25 protein-coding genes and 2 pseudogenes are annotated in these 22595 nt (G+C 39.4%); 12 read left to right on the top strand and 15 right to left on the bottom strand.

Annotated elements, in window-relative coordinates:
- Window positions 1-7: 7 nt before the first annotated feature.
- The 8 genes from MLC44_RS03710 to MLC44_RS03675 are packed head-to-tail and all read right to left on the bottom strand — an operon-like array spanning window position 8 to window position 9398.
- Window positions 8-502: a chemotaxis protein CheW gene (locus MLC44_RS03710; protein WP_151900859.1), complete on the bottom strand. Its 495-nt coding sequence runs from the start codon at window positions 500-502 to the stop codon at window positions 8-10.
- Complete coding sequence (locus MLC44_RS03705) at window positions 502-2907, bottom strand: hybrid sensor histidine kinase/response regulator (protein ID WP_346389478.1); 2406 nt, start codon at window positions 2905-2907, stop codon at window positions 502-504. Before MLC44_RS03705 ends, MLC44_RS03710 begins: the two co-directional genes overlap by 1 nt.
- An 11-nt stretch (window positions 2908-2918) precedes the next feature.
- On the bottom strand, window positions 2919-3860 hold the full coding sequence (locus MLC44_RS03700) for a chemotaxis protein CheV (protein ID WP_151900861.1): 942 nt from the start codon (window positions 3858-3860) through the stop codon (window positions 2919-2921).
- Window positions 3861-3863: 3 nt separating this feature from the next.
- Complete coding sequence (locus MLC44_RS03695; RefSeq protein WP_151900862.1) at window positions 3864-4604, bottom strand: UDP-2,3-diacylglucosamine diphosphatase; 741 nt, start codon at window positions 4602-4604, stop codon at window positions 3864-3866.
- The gene (gene argC, locus MLC44_RS03690) at window positions 4594-5607 is read right to left on the bottom strand and encodes an N-acetyl-gamma-glutamyl-phosphate reductase (protein ID WP_151900863.1); all 1014 of its coding nucleotides are present in this window, start codon (window positions 5605-5607) and stop codon (window positions 4594-4596) included. Before argC ends, MLC44_RS03695 begins: the two co-directional genes overlap by 11 nt.
- A complete protein-coding gene (gene greA / locus MLC44_RS03685; RefSeq protein WP_151900864.1) occupies window positions 5607-6110 on the bottom strand; it encodes a transcription elongation factor GreA in 504 nt (167 codons plus the stop codon). The genes argC and greA overlap by 1 nt, the downstream gene beginning before the upstream one ends.
- Before the next feature lie 50 nt (window positions 6111-6160).
- Complete coding sequence (locus tag MLC44_RS03680) at window positions 6161-9004, bottom strand: nitrate- and nitrite sensing domain-containing protein (RefSeq protein ID WP_434637792.1); 2844 nt, start codon at window positions 9002-9004, stop codon at window positions 6161-6163.
- On the bottom strand, window positions 8997-9398 hold the full coding sequence (locus tag MLC44_RS03675; protein WP_151900866.1) for a PAS domain-containing protein: 402 nt from the start codon (window positions 9396-9398) through the stop codon (window positions 8997-8999). Before MLC44_RS03675 ends, MLC44_RS03680 begins: the two co-directional genes overlap by 8 nt.
- A 144-nt stretch (window positions 9399-9542) precedes the next feature.
- On the opposite strand from MLC44_RS03675, the gene MLC44_RS03670 reads away from it, so the two are divergent.
- The 5 genes from MLC44_RS03670 to MLC44_RS03650 all read left to right on the top strand — a co-directional run bounded on the left by MLC44_RS03670 (window position 9543) and on the right by MLC44_RS03650 (window position 14441).
- Window positions 9543-10928, top strand: coding sequence for a hypothetical protein (locus MLC44_RS03670; protein ID WP_434637788.1), 1386 nt, complete (start codon window positions 9543-9545; stop codon window positions 10926-10928).
- Between the two features lie 10 nt (window positions 10929-10938).
- The gene (locus MLC44_RS03665) at window positions 10939-11451 is read left to right on the top strand and encodes a hypothetical protein (protein WP_434658528.1); all 513 of its coding nucleotides are present in this window, start codon (window positions 10939-10941) and stop codon (window positions 11449-11451) included.
- A gap of 69 nt (window positions 11452-11520) precedes the next feature.
- Window positions 11521-12612: a cache domain-containing protein gene (locus tag MLC44_RS03660; RefSeq protein WP_434581267.1), complete on the top strand. Its 1092-nt coding sequence runs from the start codon at window positions 11521-11523 to the stop codon at window positions 12610-12612.
- Window positions 12609-13202 (top strand): response regulator transcription factor, encoded by a 594-nt coding sequence (locus MLC44_RS03655; RefSeq protein WP_434658526.1) that lies wholly within the window; start codon window positions 12609-12611, stop codon window positions 13200-13202. Before MLC44_RS03660 ends, MLC44_RS03655 begins: the two co-directional genes overlap by 4 nt.
- 54 nt (window positions 13203-13256) lie before the next feature.
- The gene (locus MLC44_RS03650) at window positions 13257-14441 is read left to right on the top strand and encodes a sensor histidine kinase (protein WP_434658524.1); all 1185 of its coding nucleotides are present in this window, start codon (window positions 13257-13259) and stop codon (window positions 14439-14441) included.
- Here MLC44_RS03650 and MLC44_RS03645 read toward each other — a convergent pair.
- A complete protein-coding gene (locus MLC44_RS03645) occupies window positions 14416-15096 on the bottom strand; it encodes a MerR family transcriptional regulator (RefSeq protein ID WP_418641110.1) in 681 nt (226 codons plus the stop codon). The two genes, MLC44_RS03650 and MLC44_RS03645, sit on opposite strands and share 26 nt — an antisense overlap.
- A gap of 93 nt (window positions 15097-15189) precedes the next feature.
- On the opposite strand from MLC44_RS03645, the gene MLC44_RS03640 reads away from it, so the two are divergent.
- The 5 genes from MLC44_RS03640 (at window position 15190) to MLC44_RS03620 (ending at window position 17698) form a co-directional block, all read left to right on the top strand.
- Entirely contained in the window at window positions 15190-15708 is a 519-nt protein-coding gene (locus MLC44_RS03640; RefSeq protein WP_434581262.1) for a YeeE/YedE thiosulfate transporter family protein, read from the top strand.
- Window positions 15698-16294 (top strand): YeeE/YedE thiosulfate transporter family protein, encoded by a 597-nt coding sequence (locus tag MLC44_RS03635; protein WP_418641108.1) that lies wholly within the window; start codon window positions 15698-15700, stop codon window positions 16292-16294. The genes MLC44_RS03640 and MLC44_RS03635 overlap by 11 nt, the downstream gene beginning before the upstream one ends.
- A 16-nt stretch (window positions 16295-16310) precedes the next feature.
- Complete coding sequence (locus tag MLC44_RS03630; protein WP_418641107.1) at window positions 16311-16838, top strand: carboxymuconolactone decarboxylase family protein; 528 nt, start codon at window positions 16311-16313, stop codon at window positions 16836-16838.
- Window positions 16839-17092: 254 nt separating this feature from the next.
- Entirely contained in the window at window positions 17093-17287 is a 195-nt protein-coding gene (locus tag MLC44_RS03625; protein ID WP_434658867.1) for a DsrE family protein, read from the top strand.
- A 12-nt stretch (window positions 17288-17299) separates the two neighbouring features.
- The gene (locus MLC44_RS03620; RefSeq protein WP_434637785.1) at window positions 17300-17698 is read left to right on the top strand and encodes a DUF1566 domain-containing protein; all 399 of its coding nucleotides are present in this window, start codon (window positions 17300-17302) and stop codon (window positions 17696-17698) included.
- Here MLC44_RS03620 and MLC44_RS03615 read toward each other — a convergent pair.
- The 4 genes and pseudogenes from MLC44_RS03615 to surE form a co-directional block, all read right to left on the bottom strand.
- A complete protein-coding gene (locus MLC44_RS03615; protein ID WP_346389467.1) occupies window positions 17690-17932 on the bottom strand; it encodes a thiamine biosynthesis protein ThiF in 243 nt (80 codons plus the stop codon). The two genes, MLC44_RS03620 and MLC44_RS03615, sit on opposite strands and share 9 nt — an antisense overlap.
- Window positions 17916-18299, bottom strand: coding sequence for a hypothetical protein (locus MLC44_RS03610; protein WP_151900879.1), 384 nt, complete (start codon window positions 18297-18299; stop codon window positions 17916-17918). The genes MLC44_RS03615 and MLC44_RS03610 overlap by 17 nt, the downstream gene beginning before the upstream one ends.
- 3 nt (window positions 18300-18302) lie before the next feature.
- Window positions 18303-18947 (bottom strand): ThiF family adenylyltransferase, encoded by a 645-nt coding sequence (locus MLC44_RS03605; protein WP_434581258.1) that lies wholly within the window; start codon window positions 18945-18947, stop codon window positions 18303-18305.
- Window positions 18947-19731, bottom strand: a pseudogene (gene surE / locus MLC44_RS03600) (5'/3'-nucleotidase SurE). Before surE ends, MLC44_RS03605 begins: the two are co-directional and overlap by 1 nt.
- 90 nt (window positions 19732-19821) lie before the next feature.
- On the opposite strand from surE, the gene MLC44_RS03595 reads away from it, so the two are divergent.
- Both MLC44_RS03595 and rho read left to right on the top strand, forming a co-directional pair.
- Window positions 19822-20346, top strand: coding sequence for a hypothetical protein (locus MLC44_RS03595; protein ID WP_434658521.1), 525 nt, complete (start codon window positions 19822-19824; stop codon window positions 20344-20346).
- 123 nt (window positions 20347-20469) lie between these two features.
- Window positions 20470-21821, top strand: a pseudogene (gene rho, locus MLC44_RS03590) (transcription termination factor Rho).
- Window positions 21822-21924: 103 nt separating this feature from the next.
- On the opposite strand, the gene MLC44_RS03585 reads toward rho, so the two are convergent.
- Together MLC44_RS03585 and MLC44_RS03580 are read right to left on the bottom strand one after the other, a co-directional pair.
- On the bottom strand, window positions 21925-22254 hold the full coding sequence (locus tag MLC44_RS03585; RefSeq protein ID WP_151900884.1) for a thioredoxin family protein: 330 nt from the start codon (window positions 22252-22254) through the stop codon (window positions 21925-21927).
- Between the two features lie 3 nt (window positions 22255-22257).
- Window positions 22258-22593: a hypothetical protein gene (locus MLC44_RS03580; RefSeq protein ID WP_434658520.1), complete on the bottom strand. Its 336-nt coding sequence runs from the start codon at window positions 22591-22593 to the stop codon at window positions 22258-22260.
- Window positions 22594-22595: the final 2 nt, after the last annotated feature.

The raw sequence follows: 22595 nt of genomic DNA, 5'->3' as shown, positions 1-22595 counted from the left end.
AAAAAGGCTAAAAATCTCTTTCTAAAAGTTTGTTCACTTTTAAAATAGTAATAATTTTATCTGCCTGCTTTCCTACACCGTCTATAATAGTGTCATCACCGTTGACAGTATCAGGCGGCGGTCCCACATTCTCTTTTTTAATGCGAATTGCCATTGTGAGTCTGTCAATCACAAATCCTGCCACATCAGAGCCGTTTCGCATAACAATAAAGCGTGTATCTTCGCTCTGTTTTTTAGGAGGCAGTCCAAATTTTGTACGCAGATCTATAAGCGGAATAACAGAACCGCGAAGATTAAACACACCCAAAACATACTTAGGCACCTGCGGAACTCTTGTCCATGGAAAAGGTTTGATAATCTCCTGAATGGAAAGAATAGGTACTGCATACTCTTCATCCCCTATGACAAATCCGACAAGTTGTACCACATCATCGAGCTGATCAACAACACTGTCATTTTGTTCAGCCTGTTTGTTAATAATATCTTTTAATTTATCACTCATTATAAAAACTCCGGTTTAAAGTTAACATTTCTCTGTACAACACTTGCCAAATAGTCGGCAGAATAAGGTTTCGTGATATACTCAACCATACCTGATTCAACCCCGCGCATACGGTCAGATTTACTTGTTCTTGATGTTACGGCTATAAGCGGCAGGTTTTTATATCTGTTGTATTTTTTAATCTCCGAGGCAAGTGTATATCCGTCCATCCTTGGCATTTCGATATCAATGAGCATTGCATCTATATTGTGATCGCCTGATTTCAAGAGGTTAAGTGCTTCTTGTCCGTCACTCGCTTCAACAAGAGTAATCCCCATAGGTTCCAGTGCTTTTCGCATAATCGTTCTGTCTGTTTTGGAATCATCAACGATCATTACAGTATAGTCACTCGCTTTTGTTTTCTCTTTCACCGCAGATTCATCTGACGAGCTTATCTGCGTGGCTTTTGTCTCTTTGGCCATATCCATAAGCGCCACGACATCAACGATAAGTGTCACTCCTCCGTCTCCGCGGATGGTAGCTCCCGCAATCCCTTCAATACCTTTGAGGTACTCGCCGAGAGATTTGATAACAATCTCTTCCTGCCCTACCAAAATATCTACAATAAGCCCCAGTTTGCTTGTTCCGAGTCCCAAAACAACAACATAGGCATGTTCACTCGCATCCAAAATACGCTCAACTTCAAAAATATCTCCGATATGCACCAAAGAAAGAACATCATCACGTAATCGCATTACAGAACGTCCCTCTACTGTATATATTTCATCTTTTGAAATTCTGACCGTTTCAAGAACAGAGGCTAAAGGAATGGCATAATGTTCTTCTTGAACACCTACAAGAAGTGCCTGAATAATTGCCAGAGTCAGTGGAATTTTCAGTTTTATAGAAGTACCCTTGTCTATTTCACTGTCAATATCTATGATACCGTTGAGTTTTTCGATGTTTGTTTTGACAACATCCATCCCGACACCGCGTCCGGACACACTTGTCACAGCTGCAGCTGTTGAAAATCCCGGTTTAAAGATAAGTGTATATGCTTCTTTGTCACTCATCTGTTCTGCTTCTTTTTCAGTGATGATGCCTTTTTCAAGCGACTTTTGCTTAAGCATCTCCGGGTCAAGCCCTTTTCCGTCATCATCTATCTGAATCACAATCTGATTGCCCTCATTATAGGCTTTGAGTGTAATCGTACCCTCTTCCGGTTTTCCTTTTGCAAGACGCTCTTCTGGCGTCTCTATACCATGGTCACAGGAGTTACGGATAATATGCACAAGCGGATCCCCGATCTCTTCCACAATTGATTTGTCGAGCTCTGTATCTTCACCGGAGATAACAAGTTCAATCTTTTTGTTGAGTTCGCGGGAAAGATCCCGGATCATTCTAGGGAATTTGTTAAAAACTTTTCCTATTGGCAGCATACGCGTTTTCATAACCGCAATTTGCAAATCAGTCGTTACAAGAGAAACAATAGAGACAACCTGGTTGAGCTCTTCTAAAAACTCTTCTCCCTCATAACGCTCTTCAACATCATCATTGATTTTAATCAATCTGTTTTTTGCCAAAACAAGTTCACCGATCAGATTCATCAGATGGTCAAGTCTTTTGACATCCACACGAATCGTCTGCTCAACCGTGGCAGGTGCACGTTTTGCCGGTGCTGCCGCCTTTGGATCCTCAGCAGAAGCATTTTGCGATGCTTTTTTATTTTGTGAAACAGGAGCAGGAGTCGGTGCCTTTGGAGCTTCTTCTTTTTTCTCTTGTTTTTCTTCTTTTTTCGGCTCTTCTTCATTTGGTTCTGGTGGCATTACAGGCACTTCTTCACCCGCGGCTATTTTTGCTTCTCTTTTGGCTCTGTCTTCGGCCTGGCGCTGTGCCAAAAGTCTTTCTATTTCAGCTTCTATCTCATCAGGGTCCATATTGTCATAGTCCGGTTCTTCTTCCTGAGTCTCTTCTTCAGCTGCCGCAGGCTCTTGTTCTTCTTTTTCCTGTGCTGCTGTTGCATCGGCAAGTCCTGAAAGGTCACCGTTGCTTATTTTGTCAAGTCTTGCGACACAGGCGGCCACATCTATGCCTTCATCACTGCTCGTGTCACGGATTTTTTCCAAAAGTGCTTTCATCAGGTCAATAGACTCCAGAATAACATCCATAACATCCGGAGTGATACTCAACTCTCCATGACGGGCTTTATTGAGCACATCTTCCATATGATGTGTCAAATGTGTCAAGGTGTCAAAATTCAAAAACGATGAAGCCCCTTTCACGGTGTGTGCGACACGAAATATCCCGTTTAGCAATTCCAAATCATCCGGACGGGATTCTAATTCGACCAAATCTTCGTCAAGCTTTTCAACAAGTTCAAACGATTCAACTAAAAAATCTTGCAGTATCTCTTGAAATTCATCCATATTTACACTCCCTATTTCTTCATATGTGCACGTACAATACGTGATACTTCATCAAAAAATGCACCTGCCTTAAACTTAACCAAATAAGCTTCTCCGCCGGCTTCCTCACCTCTTGTTTCACTAAAATGATCACTGATTGAGGAGTTAAAGACTATAGGAATATCACTGAACCTTTCATCTTCTTTGACTTTCGCCGCAAAATGAAAACCGTCCATTCTTGGCATTTCAACATCTGAAATAATTATTTTTAAATTATCTGCCAAATTATCTCCATAAGTTTCATAGAGATCTTTCAGTTTATTAAGACCCTCTTCTCCATCCATCGCTTCTACAACATGAAAGCCCATTTTCATCAATGCATCTTTGACAATTTTACGAGCCGTTGCACTGTCATCAAGCACCATTGCCAGACCTGAAAATGTTTCTATTTTCTCCGGTGCCGAATCTGTTTCAGGTTCATACAGTCCCAAATCCTGAACAACACTTTCAAGGTCCAGGATTAAAAGAACATTATCACCCTCTATCTTTGTTACTCCAGTTATTTTATTGCTCTCAAGTCCTGAGGAACTGCTCATAAAAGTTGCCGGTTCTATATCACTCCAGCTGATTCTTCTGATGCGTTTTGCTTCATGAACTATAAAGCCTATCAGCACATTGTTAAACTCTGTAATAATAACGCGGGCATTTTTCTTTGCATCTTCGGGTTCAGTCACACCCATCCATTTTGCCAGATTGACAACAGGAATGACCACTTCACGCAAATCAAATATTCCCTCTATGAACTCCGGTGTACTTGGCAGCTCTGTCAGTTTTGGCAAACGTATAATTTCTCTGACCTTAGAGACATTGATACCGTAAATACCTTCATAAACCTTGTCTTTTTCCTGTTTGAATATGCGAAAATCAACAAGTTCCATCTCATTGGAACCAACTTTTAAAGACTTTTCATCCATCTTTTATATCTCCCTAGAGTATTTTTTTTCTTCCAACAACTCTATGTCTTGAGCTGATTTTACAATAAAGTATCTTTGATTGCAAGCAAAAGCACCCAGATTTATATAGTAAAAACCGTCTGTGTCAAAAGAAATGTTTTGATGATAATGTCCCTCTATAAAGTAGTCGCAGGTATATTTTTCTGCCAAACGCTTTTGTACAAATTCTCTAAAACCCGTAAATTTCTGACAGTCATTTTTTTTACTCAAATAGCTGTCAAGATTTTTCAAAATCGCATGTTTTGAAAATATATCTATATACTTTAAAACAAAAAGAACAAAAGGGCTTCGTATCAAAGATGTGTAGAGTTTATAGAGTCTCTCCCCGTCAAAGTCTCCATGTGCAAGATAGACTTTTTTCTTTTGATACAATGCTTTTACCGGCTGGTTTTTAATCGAAAAAACCCTGGCCTTTGGAAAAACATTTTTTATATTAAAGTCATGGTTCCCCTCCAGATAGACAACTTCCGTATCTTTGGAAATATCATTTATAAGCGCTATAACCTCTTTGTTCTGCTTACATGTAAAGTCTATAGACCCAAACAGAGCGTCAAAGATATCTCCCATCAGAATAAGCTGGGGTACTGCCATATTTTTACTGTGTATTTCTCGTAAAAAATATAAAAGTTCCGGACGCAGGTGTGAATAGTGCGCATCAGAAACAATAAACGCACCCTCTTGGATAATAACCGGTTTAGGGGACATAGGCTATATCTGGTATCGCCGTCGTCTCATCAATGCCCATCATCAGATTGGCGTTGACAACGGCCTGAGAAGATGCTCCTCTCATCAGGTTGTCTATGCTTGAAGATATAAAAAGTATATTGCCTTTTCTTTGGGCATAGATGTCACAGAAATTTGTTCCGGCAACATTTTTCATGTCCACCGGCACAGAACTCACCCTTACATGTACGTCATTTTTATAAAATTCTTCTACAACATCCAGGGCGTCGAAATCATCACTGACCTGTATATAAATCGAACTTATCATACCCCGCGTCACAGGAACCAGATGCGGTACAAAACTGATTTTGTCAAAAGAGATATTCAGTTTGTCTGCAATTTCGGGAGCATGTCTGTGCAACAAAGGATTGTAGGCAAAAAGATTGTCATTGACATTCACAAAATGTGTCACTTCACTGAGCTTTTTGCCTGCTCCGCTCACTCCTGTTTTTGCATCAATTATAATCGGTGTATCCGTAATACGTTTGTCCATAAACGGAAGCAGTCCCAATATCGCGGATGTAGGGAAACATCCCGGATTTGCAACCAGTTTTGCAGACTTTATCGCTTCACGATTGAGTTCAGGGAGTCCGTAGACAACATGTTCCAGATTTTTTGGGTCTGTATGGGGACAGTAAAATGCCTCATAAATATCCTGCGGCAGTCTGTAGTCAGCTGAGAGGTCAACAACTTTGATACCCTTCTCTAACAACGGCTTGACGTAAGCCATTGCTGTTTTATGCGGCAGTGCCAAAAAAACCAGTTTACATGTAAGCGCCATTGCATCAATATCTGCTTTTTGCACCTCATCTTCGCACACACCGTTTAAAGAAGGATGGAGCTTGTTTATGGTCGTTCCGCCTTCAGAGTTTGCGATGTATGCCAAATGAAAAAAAGGATGTTTTATGAGCATTTTGACAAGTTCCAGCCCTGTGTAGCCTGTTGCCCCGACCACGCCTACATTTATTTTACTCTTGTTTTGCATTACTCTTTACACTCAAAAACAATATCCTGGTATTTCACCTCGTCTATTTCAAACTCTTTTTCACCGCCGGGGAGACGGACTTTGACCTCGTCACCCTCTTCTTTGCCAAGAAGCTGTTTTGCCAGAGGAGAGTTAAAAGAGATGAGCCCTATGTCAGGATTGCTCTCACAGCCGCCAACTATCGTGTAGGTTACCTCTTCGTCTGTGTCCATATTTGTCATGACAACCGTTGAGCCAAAGCTCACCTTGGTGTGCTGCAGATCTTTAGGATCAACAATCTGGGCATTTCCTAAAATCTCCTGAAGCTCTGCAAGGCGGTTGTCTATGCTTTTTTGCTGCTCTTTTGCCGCATGATACTCTGCATTTTCTTTTAAATCGCCGTGTTCAAGCGCTTCTTCAATCGCTTTGACAACGCCGGGACGTTTTACCTCTTTTAAGTCTTTCACTTCGGCCTGTAACTTCTCGTAGCCAAAAAGTGTCATCGGTTCTATGTTGTTTTGCATAATCTATTCTCTTTATTAAATTTTTTTAGTTGTATGATTATATCAAAACTTTACACTTTGTTAAATTTATTTTTTTCTATTTCGCTCAAGGCTTTGAGAGACATCTCTTTGACATCCCGTGCCACCTCATTGACTTCAGCCGCAGTCTGTGCATTAAGCTCTGTCATAGCATTTACCTCATCAACTGCTTTGTTAATAGAATTCGCACTCTCGCTTTGTTCGGCAATATTGGCCTCAACATCGGTAATGGACTGCGTCAGGATACTCACTGTTGTATTGATTTCAGCCAGTGATTTTTGTGTTCCCTCTGCAAGCTTTCTTACCTCATCAGCCACTACGGCAAATCCGCGTCCATGCTCACCCGCACGTGCCGCTTCAATGGCCGCGTTAAGTGCCAGCAGATTTGTCTGATCCGCTATATCACTGATAACCTGCATCACATTTTTAATATCCTGTGACTGGCTGACAACTTCATTTGCTTTTTGGGATGTCTCTTCTATGGTCTGCGCTATAGTATTGACCGCCTGCGTTGTCACACTCAGCTCTTTTGCCTGTGAAGCCGTAGAACTGTTTAATTCCTGCATTTTTGACTCAAGCATATCTGCCCGCTCAAGCAGTGCATTTGCATTGTTATAGGAATCGTTCAAAAGTTTTGTGATGGCATCGCCAAGATTGTTGACTCTCTCTACAACCGCTTTTGTCTCTCCTGTAATTTTTGCATCAAGAACAATCTTATCCAGGTAGTTATAGTTTGCATACTTTTCAAGACCTTCGAGTATATCGTCCATCACTTTTTCCTGGGTATCGAGCATTTTATTGATTGTATTTGCCAAAGTCTGGATTTGCGAGTTTGTTGCCTCGGAATTGACTCTGCATTTAAAAGAACCCTGCTGTACCTTATTAAGAGTAAGAATTGACTCTCCGACACAGAGCATATCATTCTCTATTCCCTCATTAATTGTATCTGTCTGTTCGTTGACCATTTTTGCAACACGGGCGAGTTCATCACTGCCAGACAAATCAATCTTTTCGATTACATTGTGTTTTCTGTTTAAAAACTCCAAAAACTGTTCCATGCCTTTGCTTATTTTTGAAACGGAGTGTGTGATATTTTTGCTGATTAGCCACGAAAGCACTGCTGTAAACAAAATAATAAAAAGCATTACAAAAAGATACAGATAGAGCGCATTTTTTTCATTCTCATATTTTTCATGTGCCAACCGGGTAAGATTTTGGCTCAGGTGGTCATCCACTTTCTTCAAAAGATTGATTTTTTGCGTGATGGTATCAAACCAGTAAGAAGCATCCACACCAAATCCGCCTATGGTATTGGCCTCAAGCGCAATTTTTCGCATCTTTTCAACCTCCTGCACTGCCTGTATAGCCATCTGATTTGTATAATATGCCACCAGATAGGAAGGGGCTACAGAGCGAAATACTCTCAAAAAGCTTTTTTGTTCTGTTATGAGTTTTACAAATTTGTCTTTCATACCCGGCAGAAATTTATTTCTGGCAAAAGCATTTGAGAGCACTGCCCGCTCTATGCCCGCTCTCTCTTTTGCCATTAAAAAACTGTAATAGGCAATGAGCTTTCTTCCGCTTTTTATATCTGTTGCCAAATGTGTCATATAGGCAATCGTATCAAGCATAGATGTATTTGCGGCAGTATAAGTATTTAGAGCACTTTTTACATCAATATCCAGTGATGTCACACGCTTTCTTACACCCTGTAATTCTTGAATTTTTTGCAAAAATTGATTTACGCGTTTTTGTAATTCATGCGGATAGTTTTGAAAATGAAAACTTTTGATATCACCTTTAAGCCTTGCCAGTTTTTTATCACTTGCGGCTCTCTGTGCCGGAAGTCTGGTAACGAATTTTTTGGCATTTGAGCCTATATACCCTGCTGTAGCACCTCTCTCTTTTTGTGTTTCATGTACAAAGTTTGCGATGTCTATGGCAAGCTGAAAGAGTTCTTTGCTTCTTTTGTCACTGCCGTTCAATCCTTTTTCTATTTTTTCCTGCACTTTTTTGAGTCTGTTTATTTTTTTTGTAATCGTATCAAACCAGTAGGTGGCATCCACACCAAAACCGCCAATCTCTTTGGCACTCAGCAAAATGGTTTCCATCCGTTTGACTTCTTCAATCACCTTACCCTGCAGAATCTCTCTCTTGTATGCAATATCTTTTTTTGAGGCAAGGGTCTCAAAGCTGCTCATAAATGCCTCTTGTTCAGAGATCAGTCCTGCCAGTTTTGTTTTTGCCCCTTTGATAAACTTGTCATTTGCGAAAGTGGCACTTCCGACTGCACGCTCTATGCCGGCTCTCTCTTTGGACTGTAAAAAATCATAATACGCCAGGGTCTCGGCACTGAGCTGTGCATCCGCTGCCTGCAAAGAAGCTTTTGCTATAAAATTTAAAAACTTTGCATTCATTTGTGTATAGTAGGCAATCGCCTCCTTTGCTCCCATACTCTGTGCCGTCACCTGAGAACGAATGGTATTTATCCTTGAGAGATCCTGTAATGCTTTTTCAAGGTATTCTTTGACATCTTTATCCAACAGACTGATGACATTCCCGTTTTGCAGATACTCTTGCAGTTCTTGAATTTTTTTGTCAGTCTCTTCTTTTTGCGAGACAAGTTTTTGTGCAAACTTTTTCCCTTTTGAACCCAAAAATCCGGCAGTTGCACCCCGCTCTTTTTGTGTCTCATGCACAACTTTGGAAATTTTTTGATCCAGATCGACGATGATGCTGTATGTTTCATACTGCTGACTGTTTTGCAAATGACTGTAAATTGCACTTATGGCTATGATGACAATGACCGCAAGAGGCACTGCAACATTGAGCAGCATCTTGTTTCTTACTGAAATCTTTGTTAAAAAATTAACCATTGTGGCGCTCCTTTGCTCTCATCTCTTTATAAATTTTTTCATATTTCTCTTTTTCCATTTCTGAAACTGTTCTTCTGCAGGAGATATAACCCGGTTGCCCGTCACAGGAGGTAAAGGGGTAAACCGTGGCAAAAACCCAGTAGTAGTCACCGTTTTTTGCCTTGTTTTTTACAAAGCCCCGCCATCGCTTCCCGCTTTTTATCGTATCCCACAAATCTTTAAAAGCGGCACGCGGCATATCTGGGTGACGGACAATATTATGCGGTTTGCCAACAAGTTCATCAACACTGTATCCGGCATAATGACAAAACTCATCATTGGCAAAACGGATAATCCCTTTCGTATCTGTTTCTGAGACCAAAAAAGCTTTGGTATCCAAATGTATTTCAGCCATTCAAAATCCTTAAGTATATTTTAAAAGTTAGATATAGTACTTTTAGAAAGCTTTGCTTTTAGTTAAAGGTTCTAAAAATTCTCTTTTTTACACTTTCTTTTCACTCTTGTTTTACACTGCCGACATCTTTCATAGGAGGAAAATATGAAAACAACTTTAAAAATAAAGCTTCTTGGACTGGCAGGTCTCGTCTGTGCTTCACAAATTGAGGCGGCCGACTGGCTCAAGCTGCAAGGGTATCAACCGGAGTTTTTTGCACCAAAAGGGGTAATCGTTCCATATCGCAGTCACAAACCGAAAGTCTGGGGATTCATTCAGGCAAATTACAAAAAAGACGAGGGAAAAGTTTTGATTGCTCCTGACGGTAAAAACAAAACACCTTTTTCTCTTTTAAACCCTGACCTGGAATCGCAATCCGGTATGAGTCTTTTTCGGGCACGTTTGGCGATGAGAGGGATGGCTGACAATGACAACCTTGTCAACTACTTTTTTATGACAGAGTTTGGAAACAACGGTGTCAACAATCTTGCCGGACATAGAAATGTCGGTACTTATTTTACAGATGCTTCTGTAACTCTCAAACATATAAAAGGGGCAAAAGTCAGAGCCGGTATGTTCAAATATCCGGGAAGTGAAGAGGGCTTGCAGGCTGTCTTTGTTTCTCCTTACATCGAGTTTACTTCTATGACATTTCAACAGCTTTTAGAACGACAGGTAACAAAAGTAGGAGCAGCACAGACAGGTGCAGCAGCAGGCGGTGCACAGACAGTTCACTATACCAGCACAGAAATCAACAGACCAATCGGCGCTTTTAGAGATACGGGTGTGCAGATTTTCGACACCTTGCCGCTGGTAGATTCATGGAACATCTCTTATGCTTACATGTACGGAAACGGAAACGGTATCAGTATGAGCAGTTCAAATGCACAGGCAACCCACTACGGATATCTTGCACTGGAGAAAATTTTTGCAAATCCCGGCAAAGGATACTATACAAATTCACTCAAAATGTTTGTCTGGGGACAAAGCGGAAAAAGAAAACTTCTCTCCAACAACGGAACAGCAACAACCCAAATTGATGCAGACCGCAAACGATACGGTTTAGGCTTTACCTACCATAAAGACGGCATCAGAGTCGAAGGAGAATATATGAGAGCTTCTGGGATGATTTATACCGGTGCAAAAGATACAGATCCTGATCCGCAGACTGAAAACTGGCAGTTTCAATTCGCTGCAGGCAGTGAAAACAAAGCGGATGGCGGATATGTGAATCTTCAGTATGAAATCGTTCAGAGAAAGTTTGAAGTATTTGGCAGATATGACTACTTAAACCGTCTGACCAATGACACCAAAGGCGAACGTGACTTTAAAACCCTAACGCTTGGTGCCTCATACAGATTCAAAGGAGCAACAAGAGTCGATCTGAACTACATGATACGGGATGCAAAAGCTCCGGGTAATGCAAATGCACAAAAAGTTTTAGACAATATGGGGAACCGTATTGCTATTCAAATAACAGCAGCTTTTTAAAGGATTGACAATGAAATTATTCAAAAAACTCTCAACAGTGGCATTACTTATGTTGCTCGGAACAGATCTCTATGCGCAAAACAGTGACGCAGAAGAAGAAAATGATGTAGTCAAAATAGTCTATCAGTGTGATTTTCCCGATATTCAACGTATACACCTGATGCTCAATACTATTAATAACGCAGCCAGCTATTTTGACAAACATCTTATTCCGTATGAGATAAATATTGTCGCTTTTGGTCCATGTCTTCAATACATGATGAAAGATTTTAAGGGCACAGGTTTTGTTAAAATGCCTTACTGTGAGCACGGAGGCCCGACAGGTGCCGGAACAGTTTCACGTTTTAAATCTTTAAAACAGCTTGGCGGAGACAACATCAACTTTTTTGCCTGTGGCAACACTATGAAGAAAAAACATGTCAAAGATGAGCAACTGCAGGATTATGTGAAAAAAACACCTGCGGGCATCATTAAAATCGTTAATTTGCAAAGACAGGGATGTGCATACGTCAAAATTAAGTAATTTAACGCCAAGATTTGTGTATTATTATAAAAAATAATACACATTCTTTATGTATGAAGTAAAAAGAACATGAAACTCTATCAGAAATATCTCGCTGTAATATTGTTAATGCTGGTAATTTTTATAGGCTACTTCTATACACAAAACAAGCAGGAGTTTACTGACAGAGTGCATACTGTTTTACTCAATATTTTAAATAAACAGATAGAAAATGAAAAGGCAAGGGCTTTTAATTTTGCCTTTGCCCTTTCTCAAAATGAAACACTCCAGCGTGCGCTTAAAAACAATGATGCAAAAAAAGCCTATGAAATTCTCCAGACACATATGAAGGCACTTGAAACATTCAGCGGTTCAAAAATCCGTATTCAGATTCTTTCAAAAGACATTACTATATTTGCACGCAGCTGGGATAACAGTGATGCGGGTGTCAATGTCAAAGCCTACCGTCCCGACTTGGTAGAGATGAAAAAAACACTCAGCCCGCATCTCTCCTATGAAGCGGCAAGACGGCTTGTGCTTATCGCTTCTATTCCTATTGTAGAGAACAAAAAGTGTCTCGGGTTTGTTGAGGTTATTCAACGTTTTGCTTCCCTTGAAAAATATTTTGCCCAGTACGATATAGATATGATTGCACTCCTCGATGACAAATACCAAAACCAGTCCGTACTGCTAAAAAACAATCCGCGTATTAAAAATATGATAGTAGCAAACAACGGAGCAAACATCAATCACATTCAAAATCTCCGCAGACTGGACTTGAATAAACTTGAAAGTCTGGGTTCTGTGCAGACCGAAGAGTATCTCTACATATCAAAAGTCATTCTCAACTCCAAAGCAGAACGTATAGGTTACTTTATACTTATACTTTCACAAGAAAAACTCAAACTTTTCAGCAGTTTTGAGAATGAACTTGAAAGCTTTTTCAGCTACTCAAGAAAAGATCTTTATTCTACTATTGTCAATAAAGACAAAGCTTTTGACCCTTATACCGACTTAACAGCAAAAGAGCTTGTTTCACTGAAAAAATGCACAACACAAAAAGACAGGGCCTGTTTGGAGAAAAATTTACGTAACAAACTCAACAGATACACAAAAGAAGAGTTAATATCCCTCTTGCTGGATGCCAACTCTCAAAAAATTTCAAGAGGAAAGATAAAATGAAAATACTTTTACTCGAAGATGAGACAATTTTAAAAGAGAGCATTGAAGAATTTCTCAGCTCAAAAGACTATACAGTAGACAGTTTTGAGAACAGCAGTGATGCTTTTGATGCCATTTTTTGCAAAGAGTATGACTTGCTCCTTCTGGATGTCAATGTCCCCGGAGAATTTGACGGATTTTCTTTAAGAAAAGAACTTGGAGATGAGGGAAAGAACATTCCTACAATTTTTGTCACTTCCATGTCAAGTGCCGATGCAATGCTGCAGGGATATGCAAACGGCTGTTGTGACTATATTAAAAAGCCTTTTGATCTAATCGAATTACAGTTAAGAGTACAGCATGCCCTAAAATCCAACTGTTTTAAAACCGACAGTGATATGCTCCAGCTTCCCTGTGACTACCGGTATGATGTTAACAACCGGAAACTTATCGGTATATCGGGAGAGATTCAACTGAGCAAAACAGAAAATGATATTCTTACTCTGTTCATCAAACACAGAAACCAGATTGTCACTTTTGAAATGCTGTATGAAGAGATCTGGGAGAACAATGTTGAAGCTGCCAATGCGAGAGTGCAGATAAACAACTAAGAAGAAAGCTGCCAAAGGATGTCATTGAGAATATTTACGGCATAGGATACCGACTTGATTGTCAATGAAGAAAAATTTGTAAAAAAATACAGTCTTATTTATACACTGATTGTCTCTTTTATACTCCTGACGCCTTTGTCATTGTATATCAATCATAAAATAAACCTGCAGGAAGTGCAAACAGAAGTGGAACTCAAATCCATCCAGGCGCACATCATAAAAGCCATGGACAACTTTGGAAACCATCCTCAGGAGATCTTTGAGTTTCCCAGGTTTGCCTCTTTTGCCTCAGGTCTTTACAAAAAAGATTTTACTCCGGTCTATACACAGATAGACGAACCCCTCCCCTCCTATATGCCAGGATACCATTCCAAAGGTTCTCATAGATACCTCATCACAGAACTCCCGGATAAAAAATACTTTTTTGCGAACTATTTGGTCACAAAAACAGAAATCTCTTTCGCTCCTGTTTTTTTTGAAGCCAGCCTCATTGCCTTTGGAATCATTACGCTCATCTTGCTGCTCTCTTTTTATTTTTTAAAAAGCTTTTCAAAACCCTTCAGAAGAGTCAATGAAAAGCTCGATGATTTTATCAAAGAGTCTATGCATGAAATCAACACCCCTTTGAGCATCATCAATGTAAATGTTGACCTTTTTGATGCGCTTTACGGCAAAAACAAATATTTCAACCGCATAAAATCAGCAACACGCTCTCTTGCCACCATTTACAATGACATGGATTATCTCATAAAACAAAACAGAGTTGAATACAAAAATGAGCCCATTAACCTTTATGACTTTTTACAGGAGCGTGTCTCTTATTTTGAACTTATCTGCCAGTTAAAAGAGATAGAACTTCTCTTTACATGTAAGGTAGGACAACCTGTACTGTTTTTCAGCACAACTAAACTGCAGCGAATCGTTGACAACACACTTTCCAATGCCATAAAGTTTTCATTTGCAAAAAGTAAAATAGAGATAAAGCTTTTCCATGACAATGAACTGAATATATGTCTGAGTATCCAAGATTATGGAAAAGGCATCCAAAACCCGCAAAAAATTCTCGAACGCTACTACAGGGAAAATGAATATAAAAACGGGTTTGGCATAGGTATGAGCATCGTCAAATCAATCATAGATGAAGCCGATATACATCTTGATATAAAATCCGAACCAGGAAAAGGAAGCATATTTACCTATACCTTTAAAAAGTCTATGTTCCAATCAGTTCCTGTTTGATTGCTCTGTAGAACTCTTTGTATGTTGCACGGTTGAAAATATACTCTTTGGTTTTAAAAAGTGTATCAAATACTATTTTCCACAAAGCAGAAAAATTTTTATCATCTCGCAGTGCACATAGTTTTTCCTGCATTTTAAGTTCCAGTTTTGCCAATTCCCGAGCATGTTTTACATACTCTTTTATCAACTCATAATCAACCCCGACTTCCCTGCAGTTCTCTATCAAATTCACTATACAAGCTTCTTTTTGAGTATAATCATTCTCCCCTATTGGCATTAAAACACCATCAGCAAGCAACCTTTCCAGGAGTTCCTCATCAATATCAAAATGCTCTGTAAACTCTTTTTTGCTGTAGTGCTCGCTGTGAATCTCAATACCGCTTAAAGTATTCATGAGCGGTGCCAGCATTGTGTAAGAACTTGAAAATGAATTGTTTTTTTTCTCTAAAACCAGTTTCACCTGTTCGTTACTGCTACCCATCTCCTCTTTCATATACTTGATATATTTGATGAGCTCTATATGCTCATCACTGTATTTATGAACATTTGCCTTTACTTTTACAGGATTTGGCAAGAGTCCCTCTTTTATATAGTAAAGTATAGTCGATTTTGGAACACCTGTTTTTGCCACAAGTTCAGACATTTTATAATCCATTTTTCATCCTAATTAATAACTGATTAAGAATTATATCATATAATTCAAATTGTAAAGTGTAGCTTTACACTATTTATTTAAAATGGAGTTTATATGCCTAGACAGATACCTTGGTGGGTTGGCGGAATTGCAATGAGTTTACTTTTTTATTTTAGTTTTTCAACTTTTGGAGCGAATCGTCCTATCGGTGCTTCAACCGGAATGGCGTACCTTGCAACTGTTTTATTTGGACTTGATGCAGATAGTTATGCTTATACAGCAGAGATACAACAATCCGGAGCATGGGAAGGTGTCATGCTGATCGGTCTGTTCTTTGGCGGACTTTTTATGTCAATTTTTGTAACAAAGTCTTTTCATTTGAGTCTTATCCCCACACTCTGGAAAGAGAGAAAAAACAGATCAGTCAAATCTCGTATGCTTTGGAGTTTTATTGCCGGATTTCTGCTTGTATTTGGTGCCAGACTAGCAGGCGGATGCAATGCCGGGCATATTTTGTCCGGTGGCAGTCAATTGGCACTCAGTGGTATAATCTTTGCCGTTTTTGCGCTGGGAACAGGTGTGATAACAGGAAGATTTTTTTACAAAAAAAAGGTTTGCAAAAATGACAGATAGAATTGTACATATGTTTGATATAGTGGCAAGGCAAGGACATGGTTCTGTTTGGACGGTACTGTTTACAGGCTTTGTTTTTGGTGCCGTTATTTTATACTCAAGATTGGATAAATTTGAAAAAATGGCTGGTTTTATGCTTTTTGAAGATACCCTTGTTCCTCGTATGGCGATGACAACCGTTGCACTTTCAAGCCTGGGATTTTATATTTTGGTACAGACTGGTTATGCTTCTTATTCTGTAAAACCTGTTTTACTTGCAGGACTTATCACGGGGGCAATACTTTTTGGTATCGGCTTGGTTATTTTAGGAAAATGTCCCTCTGCTTTTTTTGTTTCGGTATCTGAGGGCCGAATAGATGCCCTTGTCGGCGTTTTGGGAGGAATGGTCGGTGGAGCGGTTTTTACGCTTTTTTACCCTCAGATAAAAAACTTCATGGGTCCGGATTTGGGAAAAATGCAAATATTTCATTATTTTGAAGATCACGCTTTACTTGTTGTAGTAATTTTTAGTACTATTTTACTGATTACTGCATATCTGCTGCCGACAATAGAATATAAAGACCCTGCAGATTTCAAAAAAAATTAGATACAAAGGAAAAAATATGGCATATATACAACTACCGGAATTTGAAGAAATGAGCCCTGCAATTCAGGACAAAGCAAGACCTATTTTAGAAAAAACAGGAAAACTCGGAGAGATATTCAAACTCTTGGCTCTTGATGAAAAAGTTTACTTTGCAACAGACACAATGATACAAAAATACCTTTTGGATGAAACAACACTCTCATACGATATAAAAGAGTCTATCGCTTTGCTTATATCTTTGGAAAATGGCTGTAAAATGTGTGTAGATGTCCATAAAAGTATCGCAAAAATGTTAGGTATGAGTGAGGAGAGAATCGAAGAAGTTTTACAGGGTGTCGATGATTTGGATGCTGATGAAGCAGAAAAAGCACTTTTAAACTTCTGTATACGCGCATCCAAAAAAGACAACTACAAAGTTACAAAAGAAGAGATAGACAACTTGAAAAAACTCGGCTGGAGTGATGTCCAAATAGTCGAAGCAGTTGCTATTACCGGTTACTTTAACTACATTAACACACTTTCAAATGTTTTTGGCTTAGAGTAAGAATATGAAAAATGTTTTTTTAATTCTCAGCCTTTTTAGTGTACTTGTCAATGCCAGAGAGTATAAAGTTGTTTTGACTGCAGTTCGGCTGATGCATCTTATATAAAAAGCCGTATGTGGCTTGTCGGAAAAACTATAGATATGATTGAAGAACAGGGAGATACTGCAAAAGTAGCACTGACACTTCACGGCTCCTGCGTTGCAATGGTGGCAAAAGATTACGACATGACAGTACCGGATGAAGATGTCCAGATATAAAACAATCCCAGCAATACCTCAAGAAACTTGCAAAAAGAAAAAATGTCACCATCACTGCCTGCGCTATGTCTCTGGCACATAATGCTATTGAAAAAGAAGATGTTCTGCCTTTTGTAAAGATTTCAAAAAACAGTTTCTTAGATACCATCAGATACCAAAATGACGGGTATGCGCTCATGAGTTTCAAATAAAAAGGTTTGGCAATGCAAAAAATTTTTATACTGCTTTTTGTTTTGTTCTCCTGTGCACAGGCACAAAACAGCGTTACAGATACAGCGCAAGAGTTACAATGGCTTGATACAAAGGATATGCAGAAGTTTAACGGTATATGGAAACTGGCAAACAGTTACTGTAAAGCATTACATGCAGCGCAAAAAGATGACTGGCGACTGCCGACAAAAAAGGAACTGCAACACCTGGGAGAGTCAAAAAAACTCAAAGCAAAATTCAGGCACCTTGATACTGCGCTGTACTGGAGTAAAGATATAGACAAAAGCAGTGACGGATTTAATGCTTATACCGTCTATACAGGAAACGGTTTCATCTCATCAACGGATAAATGCAATACAAACAAACTGGTATGTGTCAGAAAACTACAGTGATGAAAGATCAAACTCTCTGGTTTGATCTGAACACTCTATTGTAATAATACAGGCAGATTTACTGATTTTTTGAACATTTCTCACATTATCCAGGAGTATCATAGACTTTTTTGTCACGGGGTCAAAGGTTTTCAGTTTTTCATCTTGAACATAAAAAATACGTCCGCCTCCACAGCCGTCACCGACAATCCCCTCACAAACAAGATCAGAACTCAAATCAAAACCATGAATCATCCAGACACTCCTCTTTTGCATCTTTTACAAACTCTTTATACTCCGTACTGTTTTTGTCCAGATTTTTATACTCATCATAGGTATACTCTTTGAAAGTGGCATCATCCAGACATTTGCAAAGCTTCGTAGAGTTTTCGTCACCGCTGCAGTGCGAAAGCATCTCTTTTTTCTGTTCCTCTTCCCAACCGATGTAGGAGTTATAGTACGGATAAAGCGCCCATATTGCAAAAGCTATTGTCAGGACAATATTGATGATATATTCTCTCTTTTTTGTCTCAAAATACTTTTTTACATCATAAGAGATTAAAATTATAAAAACAACCTCAAGCCCTATATTAAACCAGTCGCTCTCTAAAAAATCAAACAAATCCTATTTTTCCTCTCTTAGCTTTTTGATTGCTTCGGCACACATGGTCAGACCGAAAGTTGCCGTGACACCCATAAAGCTGCCTTTTTCTTTTATGACTGCTTCCTCGCTTGAAAAAATCACTTTATATTTTTTGTTAAAACCGCGTTTTTTCAATTCATACCGAATTTTTGCACCGAATTTATCGCCGTAACTTTTCCAGATATCACCCACCTGAACCTTTGTCGGATCAAGCCTTTTGGCACTTCCAAAAGAAGAGATGAGTTTTTTATGGCATTTTTGTGCGATTGCGAGTTTTGCATTTCTGTCATCTATCGCATCAAGTACCAGGTCATATGGTTCAAAATCAAACTCCTGCACCCACGCTTCGTCTATGCGTCTGTTGATTACATGTAACTCCGGATAGTGCTCTTTTAAGGCATTCACCTTTGTCTCACCTTCATGCAGTTCCGACCACATCTGACGATTTTGGTTTGATTTGTCATAGGTATCAAAATCTACAATCGTGATATCTTTCACACCGCTTCTGTATAAACAGTCCAGGCAGAAGCTGCCGACACCGCCGACACCCAGCAGTAATATTTTAGCATCTTCGAGTTTAGAAAAATCATCCTTTAACACAAGTTTTATGCGGTCATATTTTTGCATCAGTCCAACCATTCTTCTAATGTTTTCATGCTTTTGTATGCACTCAGATCAAGCATAATCGGGTCACAGATATAAATCCGTCACGTATCGCTTCATAATCGCTCACACCTTTGACACCTTCTCTTGCTCGAAAATTCAGAGGATGCAGCCCAAGCCAGTAGTGTTTCTCGCCTCGTGGATTACTGTGCACATCGGCTTCATTCGAGTAGACCCTGTACCCTGCATAGGTTATCTTTATCTGTGCCTCTTCAACTGCCGGAGGAATGTTGATATTTAAAAATTCTCTCTCAGGCAGAGGAAACTTTTCATTTCGTATTTTTGTCACTATCTTTTTGATTGTTTTTTGCGCAAGCGTAAAATCTCCCTTGGGATTGGCAAAATCCATCACCTGCGAAATCGCAACAGAGGGAATATTGTGCAAAACACCTTCCATAGCACCTGCCGCTGTCCCGCTGTAGGTAATGTCTTCACCCATGTTGGAACCTCTGTTTATCCCGCTGACAACAAGGTCTGGTTTGTCTCCCTGAAAAATTGCATTCAAAGAGAGGTACACACAGTCAGTGGGTGTTCCGTCTTCGAGTTTAAAAAAGTTCTCTTCAATGCCTACAAAACGCAAAGGTCTTGTCAGGGTCAAAGAGTGTCCGCAGGCAGACTTTTCATTTGCCGGAGCCACAACAGTCACCTCCACATCTGGGAGCTCACGTAAAGCTTCCACCAGACACAGCAGTCCTTTCGCCTCATATCCGTCATCATTTGTTACTAAAATTTTATACTTGTTCTTCATAATGTAATTGTATAGAAAACATCATTTACATTTGATAATTTTTCATTATTACCGATATAGATTAAAAGTAAAAAAGAGAAGAAAAGAAAAATGAACACATCCTATGCAGCAAACAGTTACTACCGCCATGATTTGAACATTACCATGAAAACCTCAAGCGGAGACGTTATAACAATGGACTTTGCAAACGAGAAGTCTGCCTCTGCAAACTATGAGACAGATGGCAGTTCACGCAAAGCATCAATGAGCTTTTCCTCAATGTCCTCATTTAAGTTCTCCCTAGATACAAACGGCATCGATGCTCAGGACCAAAAAGAGATAGAAGCTTTCATGAAAACGGCTCAGCCTTATATAGACAAATTTATACAGGAGTTAAGCGAAGATGCCCCAAAATCACCGGTAACAAAGCTTGCCAAAAAAATAGCCACACTGTTTCAACCCAATGAAAACAACAGTGAGGCACGCAACAATACTATCAAAACAAATATTGTAGAAATGTTTGACAGATCACTGCAAAAAGTACAGGAACCTTTCAATATTTTCAAAGAAACACAGAAGCTTCTGGAAAAAACACTCAAAGAGTTTGATACCTTTAACAAAGAACTTTACGCCTAAAAATGCAAAAACTTGACAATAGCGTCAGAGTTATTGTAAAATTCCAGCAACAAGACAGATACACAAGGTATCTTTGAATCTTTCCTACAATTTCAATCCTAATCAATTAAGGCAGTCATACATATGAGTGAAAATGAATCTTCCACACAATCGCGTAAAAACACTAAAAACAATCATAAAAACAATTCAAAATCCAGAACACACACTCCTGTAAAAGGCTCAAGTGTCGAAGAACTTCGTACAAAAAGCATTCAAGAGCTTGTTGATATAGCGACACAGCTTGGTGTTGAACAGCCAAATGAACTCAAACGCCAGGATGTAATCTTTGAAATACTCAAAGCGCAGACTGCACAGGGCGGCTATATTCTTTTCAGCGGTATTTTGGAAATCATGCAAGACGGTTACGGTTTTATCCGTTCAATCGATCAGAGTTTTAATGAAAGTATCAATGATGCCTATGTATCAAACACACAAATCAAACGCTTTGCTCTGCGAAACGGAGATGTTGTAACGGGTCAGGTTCGTCCTCCCAAAGATCAGGAACGCTACTACGCGCTTATAAAGATAGAAGCAGTCAACTCCCTTCCTCCGGAAGAGAGTAAGAAAAGACCTCTTTTTGAAAACCTCACACCACTTTATCCGACAGAACAGCTCAAACTCGAATACCGTGAAAAAGGCTTGACAGGCCGTATGATGGATCTTTTTTGCCCTATCGGAAAGGGACAGCGCGGTTTGATAGTTGCGCCTCCAAGAAGCGGGAAAACAGAGCTTTTAAAAGAGATTGCACACGGTATTACGACAAATCATGCTGAAGTTGATTTGATGGTACTTCTTGTGGACGAACGCCCAGAAGAGGTAACAGACATGGAGAGAAGCGTCAAAGGTGAAGTCTACAGTTCTACCTTTGATATGCCTGCAAAAAACCATGTAAAAGTTGCCGAATGGTCATAGAAAAAGCAAAACGTAGAGTAGAGCTTGGTCGTGATGTCGTTATTCTCCTGGATTCTATCACTCGTCTTGCACGTGCCTACAACACAGTTACCCCTTCAAGCGGAAAAGTGCTCTCGGGTGGTGTGGATGCAAATGCCCTGCATAAGCCAAAACGTTTCTTCGGAGCGGCGAGAAACATTGAAAACGGCGGCAGTTTGACTATTATTGCCACAGCTTTGGTTGATACGGGAAGCCGAATGGATGAGGTTATCTTTGAAGAGTTCAAAGGAACAGGAAATATGGAAGTCGTCCTTGACAGAAAAATTGCAGACAGACGTATCTACCCTGCTATTGACATTCTCAAATCAGGAACACGTAAAGATGAACTCCTTATCGGTCCAGAAGTATTGCAGAAGGTATTTATTCTTCGTCAGATGCTGCATAAACAGGATAACGAAGTCGAAGCACTCAAATTTATCTACAACACTATGGGCAAAAAATCTACGAATGAAGAGTTTCTTGAAAGTATGAACACAAACAGCTAGTGTTCATGTTTTTAGGAACCCGTACTTAAGTGCGGGCTAAGAGTGGCAAGAGTATTACAACAGCCGGCACTGAAGTACCGGTTCCGAAATTGAGATTAAGTCCTTAACACTCTTTCAAAATCACATCTATCATATCATCGGCAAGAGTAATCCCTGTTCTGTAAAAAAGCTGTTTCTCTGCCTCTTTAAATATCAAAGTAGTCGGCACTTCTTCAACAAAGTACCGCTGTGTCAGATACTCCGACTTTCCGCTGTCAATGCTCAAAACAGAAACATTCGCAAGCCTGTCACACAGCTCCTCAAGCTCCATGTCCATAATCTGGCATGCATCACAGTAGTAAGAACCAAACTTTAAAACGACAAATTTTTCTTTTTCAAATTCTCTTGCCAAAACAACATCAAAATTATCTTCATCCACATCTATAAACGCCATTGTCTATCCTTTTAATTGCTTAACTGCTCTTTTAAACTCATCCCCACGCTCTGCAAAGTTTTTATATTCGTTAAAACTCGAAGCAGCAGGAGAGAACAACACGGTTTTTCTTGCTATATTATAGGCTTTTTTGACACTCTCTTGCAAGTTTTTTTGCAAAAACAGATTTTTTTGTTTCACTTTTACATGTAAAGCATCATAAATTTTTTTCCCTGTATCTGAAAAAAGTATGATGTTTGCGACATCACTTGCAAGCAAAAAATCTATCAGCACTTCATAATGCACACCTCTGTCATTCCCCCCGATTATAAGCGTATCAACATTTTTTAAAATTTTCACAG

Source organism: Sulfurimonas sp. NW9, assembly GCF_051132275.1.
GTDB lineage: Bacteria > Campylobacterota > Campylobacteria > Campylobacterales > Sulfurimonadaceae > Sulfurimonas > Sulfurimonas hydrogeniphila.
This window is presented reverse-complemented; position numbering and strand designations above follow the sequence as displayed.